The organism is Hydrogenophaga sp., assembly GCF_051860785.1.
Classification (GTDB): Bacteria; Pseudomonadota; Gammaproteobacteria; order Burkholderiales; family Burkholderiaceae_C; genus Hydrogenophaga.
On record NZ_JBIMLB010000002.1, the window covers coordinates 35,480 to 61,334 of the forward strand.

At 63.5% G+C, this 25,855-nt stretch carries 24 protein-coding genes; all 24 read left to right on the forward strand.

The genetic code is table 11. The annotated features are described in order from the left end of the window. The first annotated feature begins 124 nt into the window (after nt 1-124). The 24 genes from ACTIF6_RS03155 to hisD all read left to right on the forward strand — a co-directional run bounded on the left by ACTIF6_RS03155 (nt 125) and on the right by hisD (nt 25,855). Complete coding sequence (locus ACTIF6_RS03155) at nt 125-1,204, forward strand: pilus assembly protein PilM (RefSeq protein WP_439586560.1); 1,080 nt, start codon at nt 125-127, stop codon at nt 1,202-1,204. Further along, nucleotides 1,201-1,824, forward strand: a complete 624-nt coding sequence (locus ACTIF6_RS03160; RefSeq protein ID WP_439586561.1) for a PilN domain-containing protein — start codon at nt 1,201-1,203, stop codon at nt 1,822-1,824. Before ACTIF6_RS03155 ends, ACTIF6_RS03160 begins: the two co-directional genes overlap by 4 nt. An 18-nt stretch (nt 1,825-1,842) precedes the next feature. Further along, nucleotides 1,843-2,517 carry a type 4a pilus biogenesis protein PilO gene (locus ACTIF6_RS03165; RefSeq protein ID WP_439586562.1) on the forward strand — a complete coding sequence of 225 codons (675 nt, stop codon included), beginning with the start codon at nt 1,843-1,845 and terminating at the stop codon, nt 2,515-2,517. Beyond that, nucleotides 2,517-3,068, forward strand: a complete 552-nt coding sequence (locus ACTIF6_RS03170) for a pilus assembly protein PilP (protein ID WP_439586563.1) — start codon at nt 2,517-2,519, stop codon at nt 3,066-3,068. The genes ACTIF6_RS03165 and ACTIF6_RS03170 overlap by 1 nt, the downstream gene beginning before the upstream one ends. After that, nucleotides 3,065-5,185 carry a type IV pilus secretin PilQ gene (gene pilQ, locus ACTIF6_RS03175; protein WP_439586564.1) on the forward strand — a complete coding sequence of 707 codons (2,121 nt, stop codon included), beginning with the start codon at nt 3,065-3,067 and terminating at the stop codon, nt 5,183-5,185. The genes ACTIF6_RS03170 and pilQ overlap by 4 nt, the downstream gene beginning before the upstream one ends. Then, nucleotides 5,182-5,748, forward strand: coding sequence for a shikimate kinase (locus ACTIF6_RS03180; protein ID WP_439586565.1), 567 nt, complete (start codon nt 5,182-5,184; stop codon nt 5,746-5,748). The genes pilQ and ACTIF6_RS03180 overlap by 4 nt, the downstream gene beginning before the upstream one ends. Before the next feature lie 45 nt (nt 5,749-5,793). Next, complete coding sequence (aroB, locus tag ACTIF6_RS03185) at nt 5,794-6,918, forward strand: 3-dehydroquinate synthase (protein WP_439586566.1); 1,125 nt, start codon at nt 5,794-5,796, stop codon at nt 6,916-6,918. Further along, complete coding sequence (locus ACTIF6_RS03190; RefSeq protein WP_439586567.1) at nt 6,915-8,105, forward strand: deoxyguanosinetriphosphate triphosphohydrolase; 1,191 nt, start codon at nt 6,915-6,917, stop codon at nt 8,103-8,105. The genes aroB and ACTIF6_RS03190 overlap by 4 nt, the downstream gene beginning before the upstream one ends. After that, on the forward strand, nt 8,102-9,310 hold the full coding sequence (locus tag ACTIF6_RS03195) for an MFS transporter (protein WP_439586568.1): 1,209 nt from the start codon (nt 8,102-8,104) through the stop codon (nt 9,308-9,310). The genes ACTIF6_RS03190 and ACTIF6_RS03195 overlap by 4 nt, the downstream gene beginning before the upstream one ends. 42 nt (nt 9,311-9,352) lie before the next feature. Then, nucleotides 9,353-10,054, forward strand: coding sequence for a transposase (locus tag ACTIF6_RS03200; RefSeq protein WP_439586569.1), 702 nt, complete (start codon nt 9,353-9,355; stop codon nt 10,052-10,054). Nucleotides 10,055-10,229: 175 nt separating this feature from the next. Further along, nucleotides 10,230-15,008, forward strand: coding sequence for a glutamate synthase-related protein (locus ACTIF6_RS03205; protein ID WP_439586570.1), 4,779 nt, complete (start codon nt 10,230-10,232; stop codon nt 15,006-15,008). A gap of 36 nt (nt 15,009-15,044) precedes the next feature. Next, entirely contained in the window at nt 15,045-16,511 is a 1,467-nt protein-coding gene (locus ACTIF6_RS03210; RefSeq protein ID WP_439586571.1) for a glutamate synthase subunit beta, read from the forward strand. A 66-nt stretch (nt 16,512-16,577) separates the two neighbouring features. Then, on the forward strand, nt 16,578-17,405 hold the full coding sequence (locus ACTIF6_RS03215) for an ABC transporter ATP-binding protein (RefSeq protein WP_439586572.1): 828 nt from the start codon (nt 16,578-16,580) through the stop codon (nt 17,403-17,405). Beyond that, on the forward strand, nt 17,402-18,184 hold the full coding sequence (mlaE, locus tag ACTIF6_RS03220; protein ID WP_439586573.1) for a lipid asymmetry maintenance ABC transporter permease subunit MlaE: 783 nt from the start codon (nt 17,402-17,404) through the stop codon (nt 18,182-18,184). Before ACTIF6_RS03215 ends, mlaE begins: the two co-directional genes overlap by 4 nt. Before the next feature lie 28 nt (nt 18,185-18,212). Then, on the forward strand, nt 18,213-18,704 hold the full coding sequence (mlaD, locus tag ACTIF6_RS03225) for an outer membrane lipid asymmetry maintenance protein MlaD (RefSeq protein WP_439586574.1): 492 nt from the start codon (nt 18,213-18,215) through the stop codon (nt 18,702-18,704). A 20-nt stretch (nt 18,705-18,724) separates the two neighbouring features. Next, entirely contained in the window at nt 18,725-19,486 is a 762-nt protein-coding gene (locus ACTIF6_RS03230; RefSeq protein ID WP_439586575.1) for an MlaA family lipoprotein, read from the forward strand. Nucleotides 19,487-19,573: 87 nt separating this feature from the next. After that, nucleotides 19,574-20,194 (forward strand): MlaC/ttg2D family ABC transporter substrate-binding protein, encoded by a 621-nt coding sequence (locus tag ACTIF6_RS03235; protein WP_439586576.1) that lies wholly within the window; start codon nt 19,574-19,576, stop codon nt 20,192-20,194. Between the two features lie 6 nt (nt 20,195-20,200). Next, nucleotides 20,201-20,482 (forward strand): STAS domain-containing protein, encoded by a 282-nt coding sequence (locus ACTIF6_RS03240; RefSeq protein ID WP_439586577.1) that lies wholly within the window; start codon nt 20,201-20,203, stop codon nt 20,480-20,482. Nucleotides 20,483-20,594: 112 nt separating this feature from the next. Beyond that, on the forward strand, nt 20,595-21,533 hold the full coding sequence (locus ACTIF6_RS03245) for an ABC transporter ATP-binding protein (RefSeq protein ID WP_439586578.1): 939 nt from the start codon (nt 20,595-20,597) through the stop codon (nt 21,531-21,533). Beyond that, entirely contained in the window at nt 21,530-22,285 is a 756-nt protein-coding gene (locus ACTIF6_RS03250) for an ABC transporter permease (RefSeq protein ID WP_439586579.1), read from the forward strand. Before ACTIF6_RS03245 ends, ACTIF6_RS03250 begins: the two co-directional genes overlap by 4 nt. Nucleotide 22,286: 1 nt before the next feature. After that, entirely contained in the window at nt 22,287-22,526 is a 240-nt protein-coding gene (locus tag ACTIF6_RS03255; RefSeq protein ID WP_439586580.1) for a BolA family protein, read from the forward strand. 13 nt (nt 22,527-22,539) lie between these two features. Further along, nucleotides 22,540-23,820, forward strand: coding sequence for a UDP-N-acetylglucosamine 1-carboxyvinyltransferase (gene murA / locus ACTIF6_RS03260; RefSeq protein WP_439586581.1), 1,281 nt, complete (start codon nt 22,540-22,542; stop codon nt 23,818-23,820). Beyond that, complete coding sequence (gene hisG / locus ACTIF6_RS03265; protein ID WP_439586582.1) at nt 23,817-24,467, forward strand: ATP phosphoribosyltransferase; 651 nt, start codon at nt 23,817-23,819, stop codon at nt 24,465-24,467. The genes murA and hisG overlap by 4 nt, the downstream gene beginning before the upstream one ends. Continuing rightward, a complete protein-coding gene (gene hisD, locus ACTIF6_RS03270; RefSeq protein ID WP_439586583.1) occupies nt 24,464-25,855 on the forward strand; it encodes a histidinol dehydrogenase in 1,392 nt (463 codons plus the stop codon). Before hisG ends, hisD begins: the two co-directional genes overlap by 4 nt.

The following is a 25,855-nucleotide window of genomic DNA, read 5'->3' on the forward strand; positions in this document are numbered from 1 at the left end:
TTTTGACAACGTTTCACTTTGTCGCAAAGGCAAAAAATCTTTGCTGGACAAAGGCCTTACTGCTAGCATTCAAGTGAATTCTTAAGTCTGGCGCCGCCCGTCGTCACCATTAATGGGGGTCACCTTGATCTCATTGGGATCGTTATTCAGCCGTGAACCGGCGCCTTTGCTGGGCATTGATGTCAGTTCATCCAGCGTGAAGCTGGTGGAACTCGGACGCAACCGGGCGGGAGACCTCGTGCTGGAGCGTTGCGCCATGGAGCCGCTGGAGCGTGGCTGGATTTCCGACGGCAATATCGAGAAATTCGACGAAGTGGCCGACGCTGTGCGCCGTGTGGTGCGCAAGAGTGGCAGTAGGACCAAGAACGTGGCGCTGGCGTTGCCGGCGTCGGCGGTGATAACGAAAAAAATCATTCTGCCGGGGGGACTTTCCGACAAGGAACTTGAAGCCCAGGTGGAGTCGGAAGCCAACCAGTACATCCCGTTTTCGCTGGACGAAGTCAGTCTGGACTTCTGCGTGATTGGCCCCAGTGCCAACTCGGTGGGTGATGTGGAGGTGTTGATCGCCGCTTCGCGCAAGGAAAAGGTGTCGGACCGACAAGGCCTTGCCGAAGCCGCTGGGCTAAAACCCGTCGTCATGGATGTGGAGTCCTACGCCTCGCGCATGGCTGCTGGCCGTGTGATCGAGACCTTGCCCAATCAGGGTGTGGATTCCCTGGTGGCCCTGTTCGAGGTGGGCGCGTTGACCACCAGCATGCAGGTCATGCGCAACGACGATGTGCTCTATGAGCGCGACCAGGCTTTTGGTGGCGCCCAGCTGACCCAGCTCATCGTGCGCCAGTATGGCTTTTCGTCCGACGAAGCAGAAGCCAAGAAGCGCTCGGGCGATCTGCCTGACGACTACCGCTCGGCGGTGCTCGATCCCTTCATCGAAAGCATGGCACAGGAAATCGGCCGTGCGCTGCAGTTCTTCTTCACCAGCACACCCTACAACAAGGTCGACCATATCCTGCTTGCTGGCGGCAGCGCTGCCCTCCCAGGTCTCACCGAAGCCGTGACCCACCAGACCTCGTTCGCCTGCATGGTGATCAACCCGTTTGATGCCATGGAAATGGCAGCCTCCGTGCAAGCCCGAAAGATTTCCCGGGAAGCGCCGTCCTACCTGACCTCGACCGGCCTGGCCCTGCGGAGGTTTTACCAATGATCCTCATCAACCTGCTGCCTCACCGCGAGGCTGCCCGCAAGCGCCAGAAAGACCAGTTCTATACCCAGTTGGGGCTCTCGGCCTTGCTTGGGGGCGTGATTTGCGGTGCCATCTTCACCTGGTATCAGGGCCAGATTGCTTCGCAACAGGGCCGGAATGAGTTCCTTCAGGCCGAGATCAAGAAACTCGAGGCCGAGATCAAGGACATTGCCAGTCTGCAACGTGAGATTGCCTCCCTGCGCGCGCGCCAGACCGCAGTGGAAAACCTCCAGGGTGATCGCAATCTCCCCGTGCATCTGCTCGATGAACTGGTGACCCAGTTGCCCGACGGCATCTACCTCAACAGCATGCGTCAAGAGAACCAGAACGTGTTGCTGGTGGGTGTGGCGCAATCGCAGGAGCGTGTCTCCGAGTTGTTGCGCAACCTTTCGAGCAGCAGCACCTGGTTGGTGCGTCCCGATCTGGTCGAAATCGTGGCGGCCAATGTGGCCGGACCCAATCGCGAGGTGCGCCGGGTGTCAAACTTCTCCATCCGCGTTTCGCTCAAACGCCCCTCTGCCGCGGCGCCTGCAGCACCAGGCACAGCCCCCGCTGCGCCTGCTGTCCCTGGAAAAGTTTGATCAGGGGACCCAGCAATCATGGCCAAATCGCCCAGCATCAACGTGGATTTCAAGGGAATCCAGGACAAGCTCAAGGCCCAGTTCAGTGGTCTTGATCCGAACGATCCATCGCAATGGCCGGCCCTGCCGCGCAACCTGTTGTTTGTGGCGGTCTGCGCAGCAGTGATTGCCGGCCTCTGGTTTGCCTGGCTGAAGGCGTCCGATGAGGAGCTGATTGCGGAAAAAGCCCGCGAAGTCACGCTTCGAGAGGACTATCGCAAGAAGCTGGTGCAGGCCGTCAATCTGGACGCACTCAAGAAGCAGCTGGAGCAAGTGCAGCAGTACGTGACGCAGCTGGAGAAACAACTGCCTAGCAAAGCCGAAATGGACGCGCTGCTGTCCGATATCAACCAGGCCGGCCTGGGCCGCAGCCTGCAGTTTGAATTGTTCCGACCGGGTCAGGTGAGCGTGAAGGAGTACTACGCCGAGTTGCCGATCTCTGTGCGCGTCACGGGCACTTACCACGACATCGGTCTGTTCGCCGCCGATATCGCCAATCTCTCGCGCATCGTGACCCTGAACAACCTGACCCTTACGCCGGTCAAGGACCGCGATGGCGTGTTGACCATGGATACCACGGCCAAGACGTTCCGTTACCTGGATCAGGAAGAAGTCGCGCTGCAGCAAAAAGCAGCCCAGGGAGCCAAGAAGTGATGCAGACCCGATGGTTGATGCCGGGCACGTTCCTGGCGCTGGCAGTGAGCCTGACGGCATGCACGTCATCCAGCCAGGACGAGCTTCAAACCTGGATGCAGACTGAGCGCAATTCGATCAGGCCTTCCGTGAAGCCGATTCCCGAACCCACCAAGTTCGTGCCGCAAGCCTATGAGGGCGAGCGCTTGCTCCCGCCGTTCAGCAACGAGAAGCTGGCCAGCGTGTTGCGCGGCAGTCAGTCGGTTCCTGTAGCGAACGCGAAGCTGATCGAACCCGAACTCGCTCGCCGCAAGCAACCGCTCGAGGCCTATCCGCTGGACATCATGAAGATGGTCGGTAGCCTCAACCGGGATGGCCAACTGGTTGCTCTCGTGAAGGTGGACAGTCTGTTGTATCAGGTTCGGCCCGGCAACTACCTGGGGCAGAACTACGGGCGCGTGACCAGGATCAGCGAAACCGAAGTGGTGATGCGCGAGATCGTGCAGGACTCATCGGGTGAATGGACCGAGCGCCCTGCGGCGCTGCAGCTACAAGAGGATGTCACTAAATGAACAAGCCAAACAAGGCGACCGGTTTCTCAGCCGTGGAGCGGGGGGTGCTCAAGGGCGCGATTTTCGCGTGCATGTCGTTGTCGGCGTTCTGGGTGCACGCCCAGAATGCCATTCAGTCGATCACCGGGGGTGTGCAAGGCGGTGTGGAGGTGGTTCGCATTACCACCACCGAGCCACTGGCGGCGGTGCCGACGGGTTTCACCATTCAGGCCCCGGCGCGCATCGCGCTGGATTTCCCGGGCGTCGCGAACTCGATTGGGCGCAACGCCATTGAAGTCAACGAAGGCAACATCCGTTCGGTCAATGTGGTTCAGGCCGGTGACCGCACGCGTGTGGTCGTCAACCTCAAGCAGGCGGCTTCGTACCAGACGCAAGTGGACGGCAAGACGCTGCTCGTGGTGCTTGACCGCGCGCAACCAGTGACAGCTGCCTCTGCACCAGCAGCCGCCTTTGCAGAGAACCGCAACCGCGACGTTGCCGCCTTGCGGGATATCGATTTCCGCCGTGGCGTGGGCAACGCTGGTCGGGTGGTGGTTGACCTGGCGAACAACCAAGTGGGTGTCGACATTCGCCAGCAAGGCCAGAACCTGGTGGTGGAGTTCCTCAAGACCTCGTTGCCTGAAGGTCTGCGCCGCCGCCTGGACGTGAGCGACTTCGGGACGCCTGTTCAAAGTGTGACCACCACGCAGACGGGCGACCGCGTGCGCATGGTCGTAACCCCCACCGGCAACTGGGAGCACTCGGCTTATCAGAGCGACAACCAATTCGTGCTGGAAGTGCGCGAACAGAAAATCGACTCTTCCAAGCTCACGCAAGGTCCCGGCTACAACGGCGAGAAGCTCTCGCTGAATTTCCAGAACATCGAAGTTCGCACGCTGTTGCAGGTGATCGCCGACTTCACCAATTTCAACGTGGTCACTTCCGACTCGGTCACGGGTGCCGTCACCCTTCGCCTGAAGGACGTGCCCTGGGACCAGGCGCTGGACATCATCCTGCAGGCCAAGGGCCTGGGCATGCGCAAGTCGGGCAACGTGTTGTGGATCGCGCCCAAGGACGAGATTGCCGCGCGTGAAAAACAGGAGCTGGAATCCAAGGCCTCCATCGAGAGCCTGGAGACGTTGCGCACGCAGGGTTTCCAGATGAACTACGCCAAGGCTGCCGACATTGCCACGCAACTGGTCTCGACCGGGGCAGGACGCGGTGGTAGTGCGACCAACGCGCGTATTCTGTCCGAGCGGGGCAGTGTGATTTCCGAGCCGCGCACCAACCAGCTTTTCGTGACCGACATTCCCTCGCGCCTGCAACAGGTGCAGGAGCTGATCGCCAAGCTGGACATCCCGATCCGTCAGGTGATGATCGAAGCGCGCATCGTCGAAGCAGACGACAGTTTCGGAAAATCGCTCGGCGTGCGACTGGGTGGTGGCGTGCGAGGCTTCAATGTGGGCTCGGTCAATGGCAACCAGATTCAGGGCAACTTCGGTTCCACCTACGGCGCCGTTTCGACGGGCCCGACCTTGACGTCGCAGCCTTTCGTGAGCCTGCCGGCCAACCCGGGCAATGCGCTGGCGGCATCTTATGCGCTGTCGCTGTTCAGTCCGAATGCCTCGCGTTTCCTGAGCTTGGAAATCTCGGCACTCGAGTCCGATGGCAAGGGACGAATCGTTTCCAGCCCGCGGGTGGTGACTGCCGATCAGGTGAAAGCTCTGATCGAGCAGGGTACCGAATTCCCTTATCAGACGGCCACCTCCAGCGGTGCCACGGCCATTGCCTTTCGCAAGGCCAACCTGAAGCTGGAAGTCACGCCCCAGATCACGCCTGAAGGCAACATCATCCTGGACCTGGACATCAACAAGGACAGCCGTGGTGAGTCGACGCCCGACGGCATTGCCATCAACACCAAGCATGTGCAGACGCAGGTGCTGGTGGAGAACGGCGGTACGGTTGTGATCGGTGGCATCTTCGAGCAGACTGAACGTGACCAAGTGAACAAGGTGCCGCTGCTGGGCGACCTTCCAGCCTTGGGCAATCTGTTCAAGTCGCGCGAACGCATCGCCAACAAGTCCGAGCTGCTGATCTTCATCACGCCACGCGTACTGGGTCGCTCGGCCATCAATTGAGCGTCGCTTCATCGTGTTTCCTGGTGGGCCTCCCGGGTTCGGGAAAGTCCACCATTGGGCGGCAGCTCGCCCGACGTCTCTCGCTCCCTTTCTTCGACTCCGATCACGTGATCGAAGAGCGCCTGGGTTGTTCGATCCGGGAGTACTTCGAGCGCGAGGGAGAGGCGCGTTTTCGTGACCTCGAAGAATCCGTGCTCGATGAGTTGACTCGCGGACCTGTCTCGGTGGTGTCCACCGGCGGCGGCTCGGTATTGCGGCCAGCCAATCGCACGCACCTGCATGAACGCGGTACCGTCGTATACCTGCGTTCCGTTCCCGAGGAGGTGTTTCGCCGATTGAGGCACGACCGCAATCGCCCCCTGCTTCAGGTGGAAGATCCTCTGCAGCGTCTGCGCGACCTGTTCGAAGCACGCGACCCACTGTATCGGCAAACCGCTCACTTCGTGATCGAGACAGGCCGCCCTTCGGTGGCGACGCTGGTCAACATGATCGTGATGCAGATCGAACTGGCCGGTGTGGCGCCCACTCAGCAAACCACGAGCCCCGGCCCCCAGGGGCACTGACCCCTGCACCGGGTCGTGCGGTATGCACGGCATAAACTCGGGGTCATGACTTCTCTGATTCCGGATTCCGGCCTCGATCCAGTGCGCATCGACCTGGGTGATCGCAGCTATGACATTGCCATCGGCCCAGGCTTGCTGGATGCGCCCGATACCTACGCGCACCTGCCCACGGCCACCAGCGCGCTGATTGTCACCAACCAGACGGTCGCGCCGCTCTACGCCGAGCGCCTGGCGCGTGCGCTCGCACCCCGTTACCCAAAGATCCATACGGTGAGCCTGCCCGATGGCGAGTCCCACAAGAACTGGGAAACACTCAACCTCATCTTCGATGCCTTGCTGACGCATGGCTGCGACCGCAAGACTGTGATGTTCGCCTTGGGCGGCGGTGTGGTGGGCGACATGACCGGCTTCGCTGCTGCCAGCTACATGCGCGGCGTGCCTTTCGTGCAGGTGCCGACCACCTTGCTGGCACAGGTGGACTCCTCGGTGGGCGGCAAGACGGCCATCAACCACCCGCTCGGCAAGAACATGATCGGGGCCTTCTATCAGCCTCAGCGCGTGGTGTGCGATCTGGACACCCTCAAGACACTGCCCGCACGTGAGCTCAGCGCGGGGCTCGCCGAGGTCATCAAGTACGGCCCCATCGCCGACATGGTGTTCTACGACTGGATCGAGTCCCACATGGATGCACTGATGCTGCGCGATCCCGAAGCGCTCGGCCACGCCGTGCGGCGCAGTTGCGAAATCAAGGCCGAGGTGGTGGGGCAGGATGAGCGCGAAGGCGGGTTGCGCGCCATCCTCAACTTCGGTCACACCTTCGGGCATGCCATCGAGGCGGGCATGGGCTATGGGCAATGGCTGCATGGCGAAGCTGTGGGGTGCGGCATGGTGATGGCGGCCCGTCTCTCCTGTGCCATGGGACTGGTGGATCAAGCCTTCGTCGATCGGCTGGCCGCACTGGTGCATCGAGCGGGCCTGCCTACGGTGGCGCCGGTGCTGGACCCGCGGGACAATGTGGGCCGCTATCTGGCGCTGATGCGGGTGGACAAGAAGGCGGAGGCGGGCGAGATCAAGTTCGTTCTGATCGACCACCCGGGCCACGCCAGGGTGCAGTCGGTGCCCGATGAGGTGGTGGCTCGCGTGATCGATGCCAGCGTTCACCACCCATGACCGGAACCGGTATCGTTTCTGCTGAGGGCCTGGCGCCTTACGCGAGCAACCCGGCCTTCAGCCGGGGTCGAAGGTACCCAGAGCCCGAAGCGCCCACCCGCACCGCCTACCAGCGCGACCGCGATCGGGTGATCCATTGCACCGCCTTTCGACGCTTGGTCTACAAGACCCAGGTGTTCCTCAACCACGAGGGTGACCTGTTTCGCACGCGGCTTACGCATTCACTCGAAGTGGCCCAACTCGGGCGCAGCATCGCCCGCTCGCTGCGCCTCAATGAAGATCTGGTGGAAGCCATTGCACTGGCCCACGATCTGGGCCACACACCGTTCGGCCACGCCGGACAGGATGCGCTCAACGAATGCCTGCGCAACCGCGGCCCCCAGGATGCACCCGACGCGGGGGACGGATGGGGCTTCGAGCACAACCTGCAGAGCCTGCGCGTGGTTGACGAACTGGAGGAACGCTATCCGGCCTTTGATGGGCTCAACCTCTGCTTTGAAACGCGTGAAGGTGTGCTGAAACATTGTTCACGAGCCAATGCCCTGCGCCTGGAGCAGCAGGAGCCCGGCGGCGTGGCATGGCGCTTCCTGCACGGAGGCTCGCCCTCGCTCGAAGCCCAGTTGTGCAACCTGGCGGACGAGATCGCCTACAACGCGCACGACATCGACGACGGCGTTCGATCGGGCTTGCTGTCCATGGAACAACTCGCCGAAGTGGAGCTGTTCGAACACTACCGCCGGCTGGCGTTGACCCACCATCCCAGTCTCGCGGGCCGCCGTCTCCTGTTCGAGGCGATCCGCTTGATGCTCAGCGATCAGGTGTATGACGTCATCGACACGACGCGCGAACGCATTGCGGCTTCTGGAGTCGAGAGCGTCGATGCGGTTCGCGCTGGTCCGAGGCTCGTGGCTTTTTCCGAGGGCATGCGCGAGCGCACCCGGGTGCTCAAGATCTTTCTGCTGCGAAACCTCTACCGACACCCGCAGGTCATGGAAACCACCCAACGAGCGCGGCGGGTGGTCTCGGATCTGTTCGATCTGTACATGGAAAAGCCTTCCGAGATGCCGGAAGCACACGGCCAGCGACAGCACCAGGCGCGGGCCGTGGCCGACTACATCGCCGGCATGACCGACCGCTTTGCCATCCGGGAACACGAGCGGCTTCTGGGCGCAGTGTTGTTTCCGTGAGCGCGCCGTCGACCACCGACCCGCGGCGGCTGGCTGCACTGGTGGTGCTGGTGGGTGTGAGCTGCGCCTTGCATGTGGGCAAGCTGCCGGTGGCCATTCCCGTGCTTCGCGAGTCCCTGGGCATGAGCCTGGTGCAAGCGGGTTTCCTGCTTTCCCTTGTGCAACTGGCCGGGATGACGTTGGGATTGCTGGTGGGACTCATGGCCGATCGACTGGGGCCACGACGCGTCATGCTCGGTGGGCTGGGTCTGCTCGCTCTGAGCAGCGCACTTGGTGCGCTCTCGCCCAATGTCGAGACCCTGCTGGCCATGCGCGTGATCGAAGGCATGGGTTTCCTGCTTGCCGTGCTGCCAGCGCCCAGTTTGCTTCGCCAACTTGTGGAGGATGGGCAGACACTTGCTCGGTCACTCGGTTGGTGGGGCTCGTACATGCCGCTGGGTACGGCTCTGGCCCTGCTGCTGGGCGTGCCGTTGCTCGGGGTCGTCGGCTGGCGTGGTGCATGGTGTTTCCTGGCCCTGCTGTCTACCGTAGCGGCCCTCGCACTGGCACGCTGGGTACCGCATGATGCGCGGATGACGCCGGCGGCGAACGCCAATGCGCTGGGTCCCAGACTGGCGCGCACTTTGCGGGCACCGGGCCCCTGGCTTCTGGCACTCGCTTCCTTGCTCTACTCTGGCCAGTGGCTCGCGGTCGTTGGCTTCCTGCCCACGATCTACCATCAGGCAGGTTACGCCGACGGCGTGGTGGGCGTGCTCACGGCACTGGCTGCAGGCATCAATATGGCGGGCAACATTGGCGCCGGCAGGTGGCTGGCCCGGGGCGCACGCCCGGGCAACGTTCTCATGCTGGCCTATGCGGCCATGGGCCTGGGTGCTCTGGTGACGTTCAGCGCCCAGGGCCATCCGGTCTGGCAATACCTCGCGGTGCTGGTGTTCTCGGGCGTAGGTGGGCTCATTCCCGGTACCTTGTTTGGCCTGTCAGTGCGCCTGGCGCCGGACCATGGCACCGTTTCCACCACCTTGGGCTGGATGCAGCAGTTCTCAGCGTTCGGACAATTCCTCGGCCCTCCCATGGTGGCGTGGGTTGCCACTCAGGTGGGTGGCTGGCAATGGACCTGGGTGGTCACCGGGGCATGTTGCGTACTCGGCATCCTGCTCGCCCGCCGCCTTCAAGTTGTGTGGAACCGTCGTCATGAGGATGTTTAATTGGGGTCAGATTCCAATTTTTAGATTCTGGAGCTGCTGCACATGGCCCGTTTGCCCCGCCTCACCGTACCCGGCTACCCGCACCACGTGATCCAGCGCGGCAACAACCGCCAGCCCATGGTGATGGACGATACCGACCGCGATGTCTTGCTGGATGTGCTGAGCGACAACGCGCGCAAGCAGCATGTCGCCATCAACGCCTACGTGCTGATGGACAACCATTTCCATCTGTTGCTCACACCCGACACGACCGAAGGTGTGCCTCTGATGATGCAGGCCGTCGGGCGAAGTTATGTGCGCTATTTCAATGACCGGCATCGTCGCACAGGTACCTTGTGGGAAGGTCGCTACAAATCCACTTTGATCCAGACCGAGCGTTATTTGCTGGCCTGCATGGTTTACCTCGACCTCAACCCGGTTCGTGCGGGCTTGGTGAGCGAACCGAGGCAGCATGCCTGGTCCAGTCATCGCCACTTCACCGGACAAACGCAAGACAAGCGGGTCACGCCGCATCCCATGTACTGGGCTTTGGGCAACACCCCCTTTGCGCGCGAGGCCGCCTACACCGAAATGGTGCGCATGGGGTTGGACACACCGTCACAGCGCGCCATCACCGATGCCACCTTGCGAGGATGGGCATTGGGGGACGTGGGATTCATGGCCGAGTTGCAGAAAAAGACGACACGACGTATTTCACCGTCGCCTAGAGGTCGGCCGGTTTCCAAGCCCGTGGCAGAGCGCTGAACGACCCGAGCACCAGTGATAAACGCGGTCAATCTGATATGTCCCCATTAAAAAATTTGCTTCAAATCAGAAGGGAAAATTAGAATCTGACCCCATTTAATGTGCTTGGCATTGTTGTTGCAATGCAATATCCTTTCCAGTCCGTTTTTGCCCCACGAACCAAGAAGGAAGCGCCATGAACAAGGCAGCCGAGCAACAGCACCTCCAGCAATATGGCCTGTACGACCCCGCGAACGAGCACGATGCTTGCGGCGTGGGTTTTGTGGCTCATATCAAGGGCGAGAAGAGCCATGCCATCGTGAAGCAAGGCCTGAAGATCCTTGAAAACCTGGACCATCGGGGTGCGGTGGGGGCGGACGAGCTGATGGGTGATGGTGCCGGGTTGCTGATCCAGTTGCCCGACGCGTTGTACCGCGCGGAGATGGCCGCGCAGGGCGTGAACCTGCCTCCGGCCGGTGAGTACGGCGTGGGCATGATCTTCATGCCCAAGGAGCACGCGAGCCGCCTGGCGTGCGAGCAGGAAATGGAGCGCGCGGTGGCGGCCGAAGGCCAGGTGCTGCTGGGCTGGCGCGATGTGCCGGTGAACAAGGACATGCCCATGTCGCCCACTGTGCGCGAGAAGGAGCCCGTGATTCGTCAGGTTTTCATCGGCCGCGGCAGCGATGTGATCGTGCAGGACGCGCTGGAGCGCAAGTTGTATGTGATCCGCAAGACCGCCAGTGCTGCCATCCAGCGCCTGCAACTGACCCACAGCAAGGAGTACTACGTGGTCAGCATGAGCAGCCGCACGGTGGTTTACAAAGGCCTGCTGCTGGCCGATCAAGTTGGCACCTACTTCCGGGACCTTGAGGATGAGCGCTGCGTGTCTGCCTTGGGGCTGGTGCATCAGCGCTTCTCCACCAACACCTTTCCGGAATGGCCGCTGGCGCATCCGTACCGGTATGTGGCGCACAACGGCGAGATCAACACCGTCAAAGGCAATTACAACTGGATGAAGGCGCGCGAGGGCGTGATGTCGTCGCCCGTGCTCGGCGAGGACCTGAAGAAGCTCTACCCGATCAGTTTTGCCAGCCAGTCCGACACCGCCACTTTCGACAATTGCCTGGAACTGCTCACCATGGCGGGTTACCCGCTGGCGCAGGCTGTGATGATGATGATCCCCGAGCCGTGGGAGCAGCACACCACGATGGACGAGCGCCGCAAGGCCTTCTACGAATACCACGCGGCCATGATGGAGCCATGGGACGGCCCCGCTTCCATCGTGTTCACCGACGGCCGCCAGATCGGCGCCACGCTGGACCGCAACGGCCTGCGCCCCTCGCGCTACTGCATCACCGATGACGACTTCGTGATCATGGGTTCCGAGTCGGGCGTGCTGCCTGTGCCCGAGAACAAGATCGTGCGCAAGTGGCGCCTGCAGCCCGGAAAGATGTTCCTGATCGACCTGGAGCAGGGCCGCATGATCGATGACGAGGAGCTCAAGGCCAACCTCGCCAACACCAAGCCCTACAAGCAGTGGATCGAGAACCTGCGCATCCGCCTCGACGACGTGGAGACTCCCGTGGCGGGCGAGTCGGCGCAAGAGCAGCGCATCAGCGCCACCGAACCTCAGGCGTCCGGGGTCGAGAACTTCGCCCCCGAATTGCTGGACCGCCAGCAGGCCTTCGGCTACACGCAGGAAGACATCAAGTTCCTGATGAGCCCGATGGCGGCCAATGGCGAAGAGGGTATTGGCTCCATGGGCAACGACAGTCCGCTGGCGGTGCTGTCGGACAAGAACAAGCCGCTCTACAACTACTTCAAGCAGTTGTTCGCGCAGGTGACCAACCCGCCGATCGACCCGATTCGCGAAGCGATCGTGATGTCGCTGGTGTCGTTCATCGGTCCCAAGCCCAACCTGCTCGACATCAACCACGTCAATCCGCCGATGCGGCTGGAGGTGAGCCAGCCCGTGCTGGATTTCGCCGACATGGCCAAACTGCGCGACATCGATGTCGTGACGCAAGGCAAGTTCCGCAGCCACACGCTGGACATCACCTACCCGGCCAGTTGGGGTCGGCAGGGTGTGGAGGCCAAGCTGGCCTCGCTGTGCGCGGCCGCCGTGGACGCGATCAAGGGGCACAAGAATATCCTGATCATCAGCGACCGCAACGTGAGCGCCACGCGCATCGCGATTCCTGCGCTGTTGGCACTGTCGGCCATTCACCAGCACCTGGTGCGCGAAGGCTTGCGCACCACCGCCGGTCTGGTGGTCGAGACCGGCACCGCGCGTGAAGTGCACCACTTTGCCGTGCTGGCAGGCTACGGCGCGGAAGCCGTACATCCCTACCTGGCCATGGAGACGCTGGCTGCCATCCACAAGGATCTTCCCGGCGACCTCAATGCCGACAAGGCGATCTACCAGTACGTGAAGGCGATCGGCAAGGGCCTGTCCAAGATCATGTCCAAGATGGGCGTGTCGACCTACATGTCGTACTGCGGCGCGCAGTTGTTCGAGGCCATCGGCCTGAACAGCGAGGTGGTGAACAAGTACTTCAGCGGCACTGCCAGCCGCGTGGGCGGCATCGGTGTGTTCGAGATCGCGGAAGAAGCCATCCGCATGCACAAGGCGGCCTTCGGCGACGATCCGGTGCTGGCCAGCATGCTGGATGCAGGCGGCGAATACGCCTGGCGCACGCGTGGTGAAGAACACATGTGGACGCCCGACGCCATCGCCAAGCTGCAGCACAGCACGCGCGCCAACAACTGGAACACCTACAAGGAATACGCGCAGCTCATTAACGACCAGAGTCGCCGTCACATGACGCTGCGTGGCCTGTTCGAGTTCAAGATCGACCCCGCCACGGCGATTGCCATCGACGAGGTGGAGCCTGCCAGCGAGATCGTCAAGCGCTTCGCGTCGGGCGCCATGTCGCTGGGCTCGATCTCCACCGAGGCGCACGCCACGCTGGCCGTGGCCATGAACCGCATCGGCGGCAAGAGCAACACCGGCGAGGGTGGCGAAGATGCACTGCGCTACCGCAACGAGCTCAAGGGCATCCCGATCAAGCAGGGCCAGACCATGTCCGACCTGCTCGGCAAGGACACCTTCGAGGTCGACTACGAGCTGCAGGCCGGTGACTCCATGCGCTCGAAGATCAAGCAGGTGGCCTCCGGCCGTTTTGGCGTCACCGCCGAGTACCTCAACAGTGCCGACCAGATCCAGATCAAGATGGCGCAAGGTGCCAAGCCCGGCGAGGGTGGTCAGTTGCCCGGTGGCAAGGTGAGCGACTACATCGGCAAGCTGCGCCACAGCGTGCCCGGCGTGGGTCTGATTTCTCCGCCGCCGCACCACGACATCTATTCCATCGAAGACCTGGCGCAGCTCATCCACGATCTGAAGAACGTGGCGCCGCACTCGAGCATCAGCGTCAAGCTGGTGTCCGAGATCGGCGTGGGCACCATCGCCGCCGGCGTGGCCAAGTGCAAGGCCGACCACGTGGTGATCGCGGGCCATGACGGCGGTACGGGCGCCTCGCCCTGGTCGTCCATCAAGCATGCGGGCAGCCCCTGGGAAATCGGCCTGGCCGAGACGCAACAGACGCTGGTGCTCAACCGCCTGCGCAGCCGCATTCGCGTGCAGGCCGACGGCCAGATGAAGACCGGCCGCGATGTCGCCATCGGCGCGCTGCTGGGTGCCGACGAATTCGGTTTCGCCACCGCACCGCTGGTGGTTGAAGGCTGCATCATGATGCGCAAGTGCCACCTCAACACCTGCCCGGTGGGCGTGGCCACGCAGGACCCGGTGCTGCGGAAGAAATTCAGCGGCAAGCCCGAGCACGTGGTGAACTACTTCTTCTTCGTCGCGGAGGAAGTGCGCCAGATCATGGCGCAGCTGGGCATCCGCAAGTTTGACGACCTGATCGGCCGCGCCGACCTGCTCGACATGAAGCAGGGCATCGAGCACTGGAAGGCCAGGGGCCTGGACTTCAGCCGCCTTCTGGCCCTGCCCCAGGTGCCTGCTGACGTGCCTCGCCTGCACACGCAGAACCAGGAGCACGGCCTACATAAGGCGCTGGACGTGGTGCTGATCGAGAAGTCGCGCGCGGCCATCGACAAAGGAGAGCGCGTGCAGTTCATCGAAGTGGCGCGCAACGTGAACCGCTCGGTGGGCGCGATGCTCTCCGGCGCCGTGACCAAAGTGCACCCTGAAGGCCTGCCGGATGACTCCATCCGCATCCAGCTCGAAGGCACGGGCGGGCAGTCGTTCGGTGCCTTCCTTACGCGTGGCATCACCCTGTATCTCATCGGCGATGCCAACGACTACACCGGCAAGGGCCTCTCGGGCGGCCGTGTGGTGGTTCGCCCCAGCATCGACTTCCGCGGCGAGGCGGCGCGCAACATCATCGTCGGCAACACGGTGATGTACGGCGCCACCACGGGCGAAGCCTTCTTCAGCGGTGTCGCCGGCGAACGTTTTGCCGTGCGACTGTCGGGTGCCACCGCGGTGGTGGAGGGCACGGGCGACCACGGTTGCGAGTACATGACCGGCGGCACGGTGGTGGTGCTGGGCAAGACCGGGCGCAACTTTGCCGCCGGCATGAGCGGCGGCGTGGCCTATGTGTTCGACGAGGACGGCGAGTTCGCCCGGCGCTGCAACACGGCGATGGTCAGCCTGGAGAAGGTCCTGCCTTCGGCCGAACAGGAAGCCGGCATGGACCGCGCCATCTGGCACCGCGACCAGACCGATGAAGTCCAGTTGAAAAAGCTGCTGGAAGAACACAACCGCTGGACGGGCAGCAAGCGCGCACGCGAACTGCTGGACACCTGGGCGCAGTCGCGCGGCCGTTTCGTGAAGGTGTTCCCGAACGAGTACAAGCGCGCGCTGGGCGAGATCAACGCCCGCAAGACGGCCGCGGCCGCCACCACCAAGGCCCAGGGCTCGGCGAAGAAGTCCCTGGCTCCGGCCAAGTAAGCCCGCCGCATCGAACACGATTGAAGGACACGCATCATGGGAAAAGTCACTGGCTTCATGGAATTCGAGCGCCTGGAAGAGGGCTACAAGCCCGTACCCGAGCGCTTGAAGCACTACAAGGAATTCGTGGTGGGACTGGACGAGTCGCAGTCCAAGGTGCAGGCGGCCCGCTGCATGGACTGCGGCACGCCGTTCTGCAACAGCGGCTGTCCGGTCAACAACATCATTCCGGACTTCAACGACCTGGTGTTCCAGGGCGACTGGAAGAACGCCATCACGGTGCTTCACAGCACCAACAACTTTCCCGAGTTCACCGGCCGCATCTGCCCGGCGCCTTGTGAAGCGGCCTGCACGCTCAACGTGAACGACGACGCCGTGGGCATCAAGTCGATCGAGCACGCCATCATTGACCGTGCGTGGGCCGAGGGCTGGGTGCAGCCGCAGCCGCCGCGCCACAAGACCGGCAAGAAGGTCGCCGTGGTGGGTTCTGGCCCCGCCGGCATGGCAGCGGCCCAGCAACTCGCGCGCGTGGGTCACGACGTGACCCTGTTCGAGAAGAACGACCGTGTCGGCGGCTTGCTGCGCTACGGCATTCCCGACTTCAAGATGGAGAAGAGCCACATCGACCTGCGTGTGAAGCAGATGGAGGCCGAAGGCGTGGTGTTCCGCACGGGCGTGATGGTGGGTGAGCTGCCCAAAGGCAGCAAGGTGACCAGTTGGGCCAAAGAGACGGTTTCTCCCGAGCAACTGCAGAAGGACTTTGATGCCGTGCTGCTCACGGGCGGCGCCGAGCAGAGCCGCGATCTGCCGGTGCCCGGCCGGGACCTGGATGGCATCCATTTTGCCATGGAGTTCCTGCCGCAGCAGAACAAGGTGAACGCAGGCGACAAGCTCAAGGGCCAGCTGCGCGCCGACGGCAAGCACGTGATCGTGATCGGCGGCGGCGACACCGGCAGCGACTGCGTGGGCACCAGCAACCGCCACGGCGCGGCCAGCGTGACGCAGTTCGAAGTGATGCCCCAGCCGCCCGAAGAGGAAAACAAGCCGCTGGTGTGGCCTTACTGGCCGCTCAAGCTGCGGACCAGCTCCAGCCACGAAGAAGGCTGCGTGCGCGAATTCGCCATTTCCACCAAGGCATTTCTGGGCGAGAAGGGCAAGGTCACCGGTCTGCAGACCGTGCACGTGGAGATGAAGGACGGCAAGCTGGTCGAGATTCCCGGTACCGAAAAGACCTACCAGGCAGACATGGTGCTGCTGGCCATGGGCTTCGTGAACCCGGTGGCCAGCATCCTGGACGGCTTTGGTGTCGACAAGGATGCCCGCGGCAACGCTCGGGCGAGCACGGACTTCACCGGCGGCTATGCCACCAACGTGCCCAAGGTGTTCGCCGCTGGCGACATGCGCCGCGGTCAGAGCCTCGTCGTGTGGGCGATTCGAGAAGGCCGCCAGGCTGCCCGTTCGGTCGACGAGTACCTCATGGGGTTTTCCGATCTCCCGCGCTGACACGCCGGTGACCTGAATCCCGTATCATTCAAAAACCGGGCCCTGAACTGCCCGGTTTTTTGTTTGATGCCCACCGACTCCAACACCCCTCTGGTCGAACTGCGTCACCTGACCTTTGGTTACGGCGAGCGCGCCATCCTCGACAACATTTCGCTGACCGTGCCGCGTGGCAAGGTCACGGCGCTCATGGGCGCGTCAGGCGGCGGCAAGACCACGGTGCTCAAACTCATCGGTGGACAGATTCGCGCGCAGAAGGGCCAGACGCTGTTCGACGGTCAGGACGTGACGGTGATGAACCCCAAGGCCCTGTACGCCGCGCGGCGCCGCATGGGCATGTTGTTCCAGTTCGGTGCCCTGTTCACCGACATGAGCGTGTTCGACAACGTGGCTTTCCCCTTGCGTGAGCACACCGCTTTGCCTGACGCTCTCGTGCGCGACATCGTGCTGATGAAGCTCAACGCGGTGGGCCTGCGCGGCGCCCGCGACCTCATGCCGAGCGAGCTGTCGGGCGGCATGGCGCGGCGCGTCGCCCTGGCCCGCGCCATCGTGCTCGACCCCGAACTGGTAATGTACGACGAGCCCTTTGCGGGCCTGGACCCGATTTCTCTGGGCACTGCAGCGCGGCTGATCCGCCAGCTCAACGACGCGATGGGCCTGACCAGCATCGTGGTCTCGCACGATCTCGACGAAACCTTCCACATTGCCGACCAGGTCATCGTGCTGGCCAACGGCAAGATCGCGGCCCAGGGCACGCCCGAAGAGGTGCGCCACAGCGAAGATCCTTTGGTCAAGCAGTTCGTCAATGCCCTGCCTGATGGCCCGGTGCGTTTTCACCATCCAGGGCCCGACCTGGCCGAAGACTTCGGCTTGTCCAGCAAAGGGAGGCGTCCATGAAGGCCCTGCATCCCGCGCGCGTGGGATTTGCCGTGCGCCGCCAGTTGGCGGACATCGGCCACGGCACCCGGCTTTTCTTCCGCCTGATCTGGTTGCTGGGCGCTGCATTGCGCCGCCCCGGGCTGGTGAGAGACCAGATCCATTTCCTGGGCAACCACTCTCTGGCGATCATTGCGGTCTCCGGTCTGTTCGTGGGCTTCGTGCTCAGCCTGCAGGGCTACTACATCCTGCAACGCTACGGTTCGGCCGAGGCGCTGGGCATGATGGTGGCCTTGAGCCTGTTGCGCGAACTGGGGCCCGTGGTCACCGCGTTGTTGTTCGCCGGACGCGCCGGCACCTCGCTCACGGCAGAGATCGGTCTCATGAAGGCTGGCGAGCAGCTCAGCGCCATGGAAATGATGGCGGTGGACCCGGTGCGCCGCGTTCTGGCGCCGCGTTTCTGGGCTGGCGTGTTCACCATGCCGCTGCTGGCAGCGGTGTTCAGTGCGGTCGGTATCCTGGGCGGCTGGATCGTTGGTGTGCTGCTCATCGGCCTGGACAACGGGGCTTTCTGGAGCCAGATGCAGGGCGGTGTCGACGTGTGGGCCGATGTGGGCAACGGTGTGCTCAAGAGCATCGTCTTCGGTTTTGCCGTCACCTTCGTCGCGCTGCTCCAGGGCTTCGAAGCCCATCCCACGCCCGAGGGCGTATCGCGTGCCACCACCCGCACCGTGGTGGTGGCCTCGCTGAGCGTGCTGGCGCTGGATTTCGTCCTCACCGCCATGATGTTCAGCATCTGACACGCCTCATTTCAGCGGAGAAACAACCATGCAAACTTCCAAGAACGACGTCTGGGTGGGCCTGTTCGTGCTCATCGGTGCAGCGGCCATCCTGTTTCTGGCGCTTCAGTCGGCCAACCTGCTGAGCCTCAACTTCGAAAAGACCTACAAAGTGGTCGGCCGATTCGACAATGCGGGCGGCGTCAAGGCCAAGGCGGCGGTTCGCAGTGCGGGCGTGCTGGTCGGGCGCGTGGAATCCATTACGTTTGATGACAAAACCTTTCAGGCCAACATCACGCTGGCGCTGGAATCCCGCTACGCTTTTCCCAAGGACAGTTCGCTCAAGATCCTGACCAGTGGTTTGCTGGGCGAGCAGTACATCGGGATCGAGCCGGGCGGCGACGAGCGCAACATCGCCGATGGTGACGTGATCACCCAGACGCAGTCGGCTGTGATTCTGGAGAACCTTATCAGTCAGTTCCTGTTCAGTCGGGCAGCCGATGGCGACAAGGATTCCGCTAAAGAGCCCGCGAAAGAATAGTTCCGAGCAGGGGAAGAACCATGTCAAACCACCATTCGGGCCGCCACCGGGCCTTCCACAGCGGTGCGCTGGTGTTGTCGTTGTCGATGCTGGGCGCATGCGCCACGGGCCCGGACGCCAACCCACGCGACCCACTCGAACCCTTCAACCGGGGTGTCACCAAATTCAATGATGCCGTGGATGAAGCAGTCCTCAAGCCTGTGGCCACGGTTTACCAGGACGTCACGCCCACATTGGTACAAACCGGCGTGGGCAACTTCTTCAGCAACCTGGGTGATCTCTGGTCGTCGGTCAACGCCGCCCTGCAACTTCGTCCCCGGGAAGCCACCGAGAACCTCGCGCGCTTCAACCTGAACACCTTTTTCGGCCTGGGCGGTCTGCTCGACATTGCCAGCGAGGCCGGCATTCCGCGCACTCGCATCGATTTCGGCCAGACCATGGGCCGCTGGGGCATGCCTTCGGGGCCTTACGTCGTTCTTCCAGTGCTCGGCCCATCCTCGGTACGCGACACAGCGGGGTTGTTGGTCGACAGCCAGGCCGACCTCATGACCGAGATCACGCCCGTATCGGCCCGCAATTCGCTGTATGCGCTGCGCATCGTTCACACCCGTGCCAGCCTGCTGCGCGCGGGCGCGGTGCTGGAAGGCGCGGCGCTGGACAAATACAGCTTCACGCGCGATCTCTACCTCAACCGCCGCCAGAGCCAGATCGACGACATGATCGACAAAGGAATTGGCACGGGCGATGGGGGATCGCAGGAAGATACGAAAAGCAACGATTGAGGGGGAACCCCTTCACAATCCGGCCGGTCTGATGAAGTACGCTGCCCTGTCTGCAGCAAGGCCATTGGCCTCGAAAGGAAACACATGATGAAACGCCGATCCTGGCTCGCCGCCGTGATGATGTCCGCCGCCGCGGTGTCCATGCCCGCCCTGGCTGCCGACGAGGCGCCTGACGCCCTGGTCAAGCGCGTCTCCGCGGAGGTGCTGGCCGCCATCAAGGCAGATCCGGCCATTCAGGCGGGCGATGTGAACCGCATCATGGCCTTGGTCGACACCAAGATCATGCCGAACGTGAACTTTGCGCGCATGACGTCGTCGGCCGTGGGTCGCTATTGGCGCCAGGCCACGCCCGAGCAGCAAAAGCAGCTGCAGGACGAGTTCAAGACCTTGCTGGTGCGCACGTATTCGGGCGCGCTGGGCGAGGTGAAAGATCAGACGCTGACGTTCCGCCCGATGCGCTCCAAGCCGGAGGACACCGAAGTCGTGGTGCGCTCTGAGGTGCGTGGCAAGGGTGATCCGGTCCAGCTCGACTATCGGATGGAAAAGACGCCCTCCGGCTGGAAGATCTATGACCTGAACGTGCTGGGCGTGTGGCTGGTGGAAACCTACCGCACCCAGTTTGCACAGGAGATCGGCGCCAAGGGCATTGACGGTCTCATCGCCTCGCTGGTCCAGCGCAACAAGAGCAACACGGCCAAGGCCAGTTGAGCGGTCATGCCTGAGCACGCCATGGCTTTGCCGGACCGCCTCACCCTGGAAGAGGCGGTCCTGACACTGCAGCGCCTGGACGATCAGCTTGCGCAACAGCCCGACTCCACGGTGGTGCTGGACGCCGCATCGCTGCGAGAGTTTGATTCCTCGGCCCTGGCGGTGCTTCTCGAGTTGAGTCGGCGTTTGCAGGCCCGGGGCAAGAGCCTGAGGGTGGAAGGCTGGCCACGCCGGCTCCAGGATCTGGCCGGGCTCTACGGCGTGCGGGAACTGCTGACCAGCGCCTAGAGGGCAGCGCCCCGCCGCCAGCGAGGACGGCGGGTGGCGCATAAAATACCCGGTTCACCTCGGCGGCCAGATGTCCTGCCCGCCAGAGGTGGCCCTTGGGTCTCGCCCGCGCATGCCAGCCGTCTCCTTCCAGAACGTTTCCAAGACCTACCCGACTTCGCGCGGCGATCTGCATGCGCTGCAGTCGGTGTCCTTCGACATTGAGCCTGGCGAGTTCTTTGGCCTGCTCGGGCCCAACGGAGCGGGCAAGACCACGCTGATCAGCGTGCTTGCGGGCTTGGCGCGGGCCACTTCTGGGCGGGTGCTCGTGCACGGCAGCGATGTGCAGGCCGACTACGCCGCGGCGCGCAAGCAGCTCGGCGTGGTGCCCCAGGAACTCGTGTTCGACCCTTTTTTCAATGTGCGCGAGGCCTTGCGCATCCAGTCGGGCTACTTCGGCATCCGGCGCAACGATGCCTGGATCGACGAGCTGCTGGAAGGCCTGGGCCTGGCGGACAAGGCCACCGCCAACATGCGCCAGCTATCGGGTGGCATGAAGCGCCGCGTGCTGATTGCGCAGGCGCTGGTTCACAAGCCGCCCGTCATCGTGCTGGACGAGCCCACGGCAGGTGTGGATGTGGAACTGCGCCAGACGCTGTGGCAGTTCGTCTCCGACCTCAACAAGCGCGTGGGCAGCACCGTGCTGCTGACCACGCACTACCTGGAAGAAGCCGAAGCCCTGTGCGGGCGCATCGCCATGCTCAAGCAGGGCAGGGTGGTGGCGCTGGAGTCGACCTCCGCGCTGCTGGCGCGTGCGGCGTCCAACGTGCTGCGTTTCAAGACCGATGCGGCCCTGCCGACCGATCTGGCGGTGCAGGCACGCATCACCGGCCGCGTGGTGCAACTGCCGGCTAACGACGCGCTGGCGGTCGAGCGCATCCTGGCGCGTTTGCGGGAAGTGGGCGTGTCGCCCGAGGACATCGAGATCCGCAAAGCCGATCTGGAGGATGTGTTCCTCGACCTGACGGGTGCCCATCCACGCCCGGTGGCAGCTGCAGAGGTGGCCGCATGACCGGCTGGCAGACGCTTTTCTACAAGGAGGTGCTGCGTTTCTGGAAGGTGGGTTTCCAGACGGTGGCCGCGCCGGTGATCACCGCCATCCTTTACCTGATGATCTTCGGCCACGTGCTCGAAGGGCGGGTGCAGGTTTACGACTCGGTGAACTACACCCCTTTCCTGCTGCCTGGCCTGGTGATGATGAGCGTGCTGCAGAACGCCTTTGCCAACAGCTCGTCCTCGTTGATCCAGAGCAAGATCATGGGCAACCTCGTGTTCCTGCTGCTCACGCCGCTGTCGCACCGCGCCTGGTTCGTCGCGTATGTGGGCTCTTCGGTGGTGCGCGGTCTGGCAGTGGGGCTGGGTGTGATGGTGGTCACCTGGTGGTTCGCCCAGCCTTCGCTGGTGGCGCCGCTGTGGATTCTTGTCTTCGGCTTCATGGGCGCTGCGCTGCTGGGCGCGCTGGGGTTGATTGCCGGGCTCTGGGCCGAGAAGTTCGACCAGATGGCCGCGTTCCAGAACTTCATCATCGTGCCCATGACCTTCCTCTCGGGCGTGTTCTACTCGATCCATTCCCTGCCCGATTTCTGGCAGCGCGTGAGCCACCTCAACCCCTTCTTCTACATGATCGACGGCTTCCGCTATGGCTTTTTCGGCGTGAGCGACGTGTCGCCCTGGATCAGCCTGGCGCTGGTGGGAAGTGCCTTGCTGGTGGTGAGTGCCATCGCGCTGCATCTCCTGAAAACCGGCTACAAGATTCGACACTGACATGACCGCTGAAGAACTCCAAACCCTCATCGCCGCTGGCCTGCCGTGCGACCACATCGAAGTCACGGGTGACGGCCGCCACTGGGCCGCCGTGATCGTCTCGCCTGCCTTCGAAGGCCGGCGCCTGATCCAGCGCCACCAGGCCGTCTACGGCACGCTGGGTGCGCGCATCCAGAACGATGAAGTGCACGCGCTTTCGATGAAGACCTACACGCCCGCCGAGTGGGCGGCCCAACCCTGAACGTCAGTCACACATGGACAAATTGCGAATCACCGGCGGCCGGACCCTGAAGGGCGAGGTGAACATTTCCGGTGCCAAGAACGCCGCGCTGCCCGAGCTGTGCGCCGCGCTGTTAACGGATGAAGCGGTGACCCTGAACAACGTGCCGCGCCTGCGGGACGTGGCCACCATGCGCCAGTTGCTCGACAACATGGGTGTGCAGACCGAGACCCACGGCGATCGCGGCGGTATCACGCTGCGGGCGGCCGATCCGATCAAGGCCGAGGCGCCTTACGAGCTGGTCAAGACCATGCGGGCTTCGGTGCTGGTGCTCGGGCCGCTGCTCGCGCGCTTCGGCCATGCCCGTGTGTCGCTGCCTGGGGGCTGTGCCATTGGTTCGCGTCCGGTGGACCAGCACATCAAGGGCATGCAGGCCATGGGCGCGGAGATCGTGGTCGAGCACGGCTACATGGTGGCCCGGCTGCCCGCTGGCCGGCAGCGCCTGCACGGCGCGCGCATCGCCACCGACATGGTGACCGTGACCGGCACCGAGAACTTCCTCATGGCGGCCGCGCTGGCCGAGGGCGAGACCCTGCTGGAGAACGCCGCGCAGGAACCCGAGATCGGCGATCTGGCCGAGATGCTGATCGCCATGGGCGCAAAGATCGAAGGCCACGGCACCAGCCGCATCCATGTTCAGGGTGTGGATCGTTTGCACGGCTGCACCCACCAGGTGGTGGCCGATCGCATAGAGACCGGCACCTTTCTTTGCGCGGTGGCCGCCGCGGGTGGCGACGTGGTGCTGCGCCATGGCCGCGCCGACCACCTGGACGCGGTGATCGACAAGCTGCACGAGGCCGGCGCCGAGATCGAGGCTGGCAGGGACGCTGGCGGCGACTTCATCCGGGTGCGCGCGTCCGGGCGCCTGAAGGCGCAGAGCTTCCGCACCACCGAGTACCCGGGTTTTCCGACCGACATGCAGGCCCAGTTCATGGCACTCAACTGCATTGCCGAGGGTCCGAGCAAGGTCACCGAGACGATCTTCGAGAACCGCTTCATGCACGTCAACGAGCTGGTGCGCCTGGGTGCTCACATCCAGACCGATGGCAAGGTCGCCGTCATCGAAGGCACCCCGCGCCTGTCTGGCGCCACGGTGATGGCCACCGACCTGCGGGCCTCGGCCAGCCTGGTCATCGCCGGCCTGGTGGCCGAAGGCGAGACCATCGTCGATCGCATCTACCACCTGGATCGGGGCTACGACCAGATGGAGGAAAAACTGCGCAGGATCGGCGCCGACATCGAGCGAATCAAATGATCACCCTGGCTCTTTCCAAAGGCCGCATCTTCGACGAGACCCTGCCGCTGCTCAGGGCTGCGGGCATCGAGGTGCTCGAAGACCCCGAGAAGTCGCGCAAGCTGATCCTGACCACCAGCCATCCCGGCGTGCGCGTGGTGCTGGTGCGCGCCAGCGACGTGCCCACCTACGTGGAATATGGGGGCGCCGACCTGGGCGTGACAGGCAAGGACACGCTGATCGAACACGGTGGCCAGGGCCTCTACCAGCCGCTGGACCTGAACATCTCGCGCTGCCGCGTGAGCGTGGCCGTGCGTGCCGATTTCGATTACGCCTCGGCCGTGCGCCAGGGCTCGCGCCTGAAGGTGGCCACCAAGTACACCTCGATCGCCCGGGAATTCTTTGCTGGCAAGGGCGTGCACGTGGACCTGATCAAGCTCTACGGCAGCATGGAGCTCGCGCCCCTCACGGGCCTGGCCGACGCCATCGTGGACCTGGTCTCCACCGGCAACACGCTCAAGGCCAATCAGCTCGTGGAAGTCGAACGCATCATGGACATCAGCGCGCGCCTGGTGGTCAACCAGGCCTCGCTCAAACTCAAGCAGGCCACCATTCGCCCCATCATCGAGGCCTTCGCCGGTGCCATCGTGCCGGGAGTCCAGGCATGACGATGAAGGCCGAGCCGCTGCGGCTGTCGACCGTTGAGCCTGACTTCGAGGCCCGTTTCCAGGCCCGACTGCACTGGTCGTCCGAGACCGATGGCGCCATCGAGCAGCGCGTAGCCGACATTCTGGCCGACGTTCAGCAGCGGGGCGATGCCGCCGTGCTCGAGTACACCGCGCGCTTTGATGGCCTGGTCGCTGACAACATGGCCGAACTCGAACTCACGCAGGCCGATTTCAAGCGCGCGTTCGACGGCCTGCCCGAGGCCCAGCGCAAAGCCCTGCAAGCGGCCACGCGCCGCGTGCGCAGCTACCACGAAGCGCAGAAGAAAGCTGGTGGCGAAAGCTGGAGCTACCGCGACGAGGATGGCACGCTGCTGGGCCAGAAGGTCACGCCGCTGGACCGCGTGGGTATCTACGTGCCGGGTGGCAAGGCGGCCTATCCTTCGAGCCTGATCATGAACGCCGTGCCCGCGCACGTGGCCGGCGTGCAGGACATCATCATGGTGGTGCCCACGCCGGTGCGCGGCAGTGTGGCCACCGGTGGCAGCGGTGCCGCCACCGCTACGCGCGGCGAACGCAACGAACTCGTGCTCGCGGCGGCGTATGTGGCCGGTGTGACGCGGGCCTTCACCATCGGCGGCGCCCAGGCGGTGGCTGCCCTGGCCTATGGCACCGCCACGGTGCCCAAGGTCGACAAGATCACTGGCCCGGGCAATGCTTACGTGGCCAGTGCCAAGAAGCGGGTGTTCGGCACCGTCGGCATCGACATGATTGCGGGTCCGAGCGAGATCCTGGTGCTGGCCGACGGGAGCACGCCCGCCGATTGGGTGGCCATGGACCTCTTTAGCCAGGCCGAACACGACGAGCTCGCGCAGAGCATCCTGCTGTGTCCGGACGCGGCCTACATCGCCGCCGTGCAGCGTGAAATCGAGCGCTTGCTGCCCGCCATGCCGCGCGCGGCCATCATCGCCAAAAGCCTGAACGATCGCGGCGCCCTGATCCACACCCGCAGCATGGAAGAGGCCTGCGCCATCAGCAACCGCATCGCACCCGAGCACCTGGAAGTCTCCAGCAGCGAACCACACCGCTGGGAGCCGCTGCTCAAGCACGCCGGTGCGATCTTCCTGGGCGCGTACACCAGCGAAAGCCTGGGCGACTACTGCGCGGGCCCCAACCACGTGCTGCCCACCAGCGGCACCGCACGTTTCTCCTCGCCGCTGGGCGTGTACGACTTCCAGAAGCGCAGCAGCCTCATCGAAGTGAGCCAGGCGGGCGCCCAGGGCCTCGGGAAGATCGCCGCCGAAATGGCCTACGGTGAAGGCTTGCAGGCGCACGCCCGGGCGGCCGAACTGCGACTGGACGATGTCCCACCCATGAGAGGTCAACCGTGA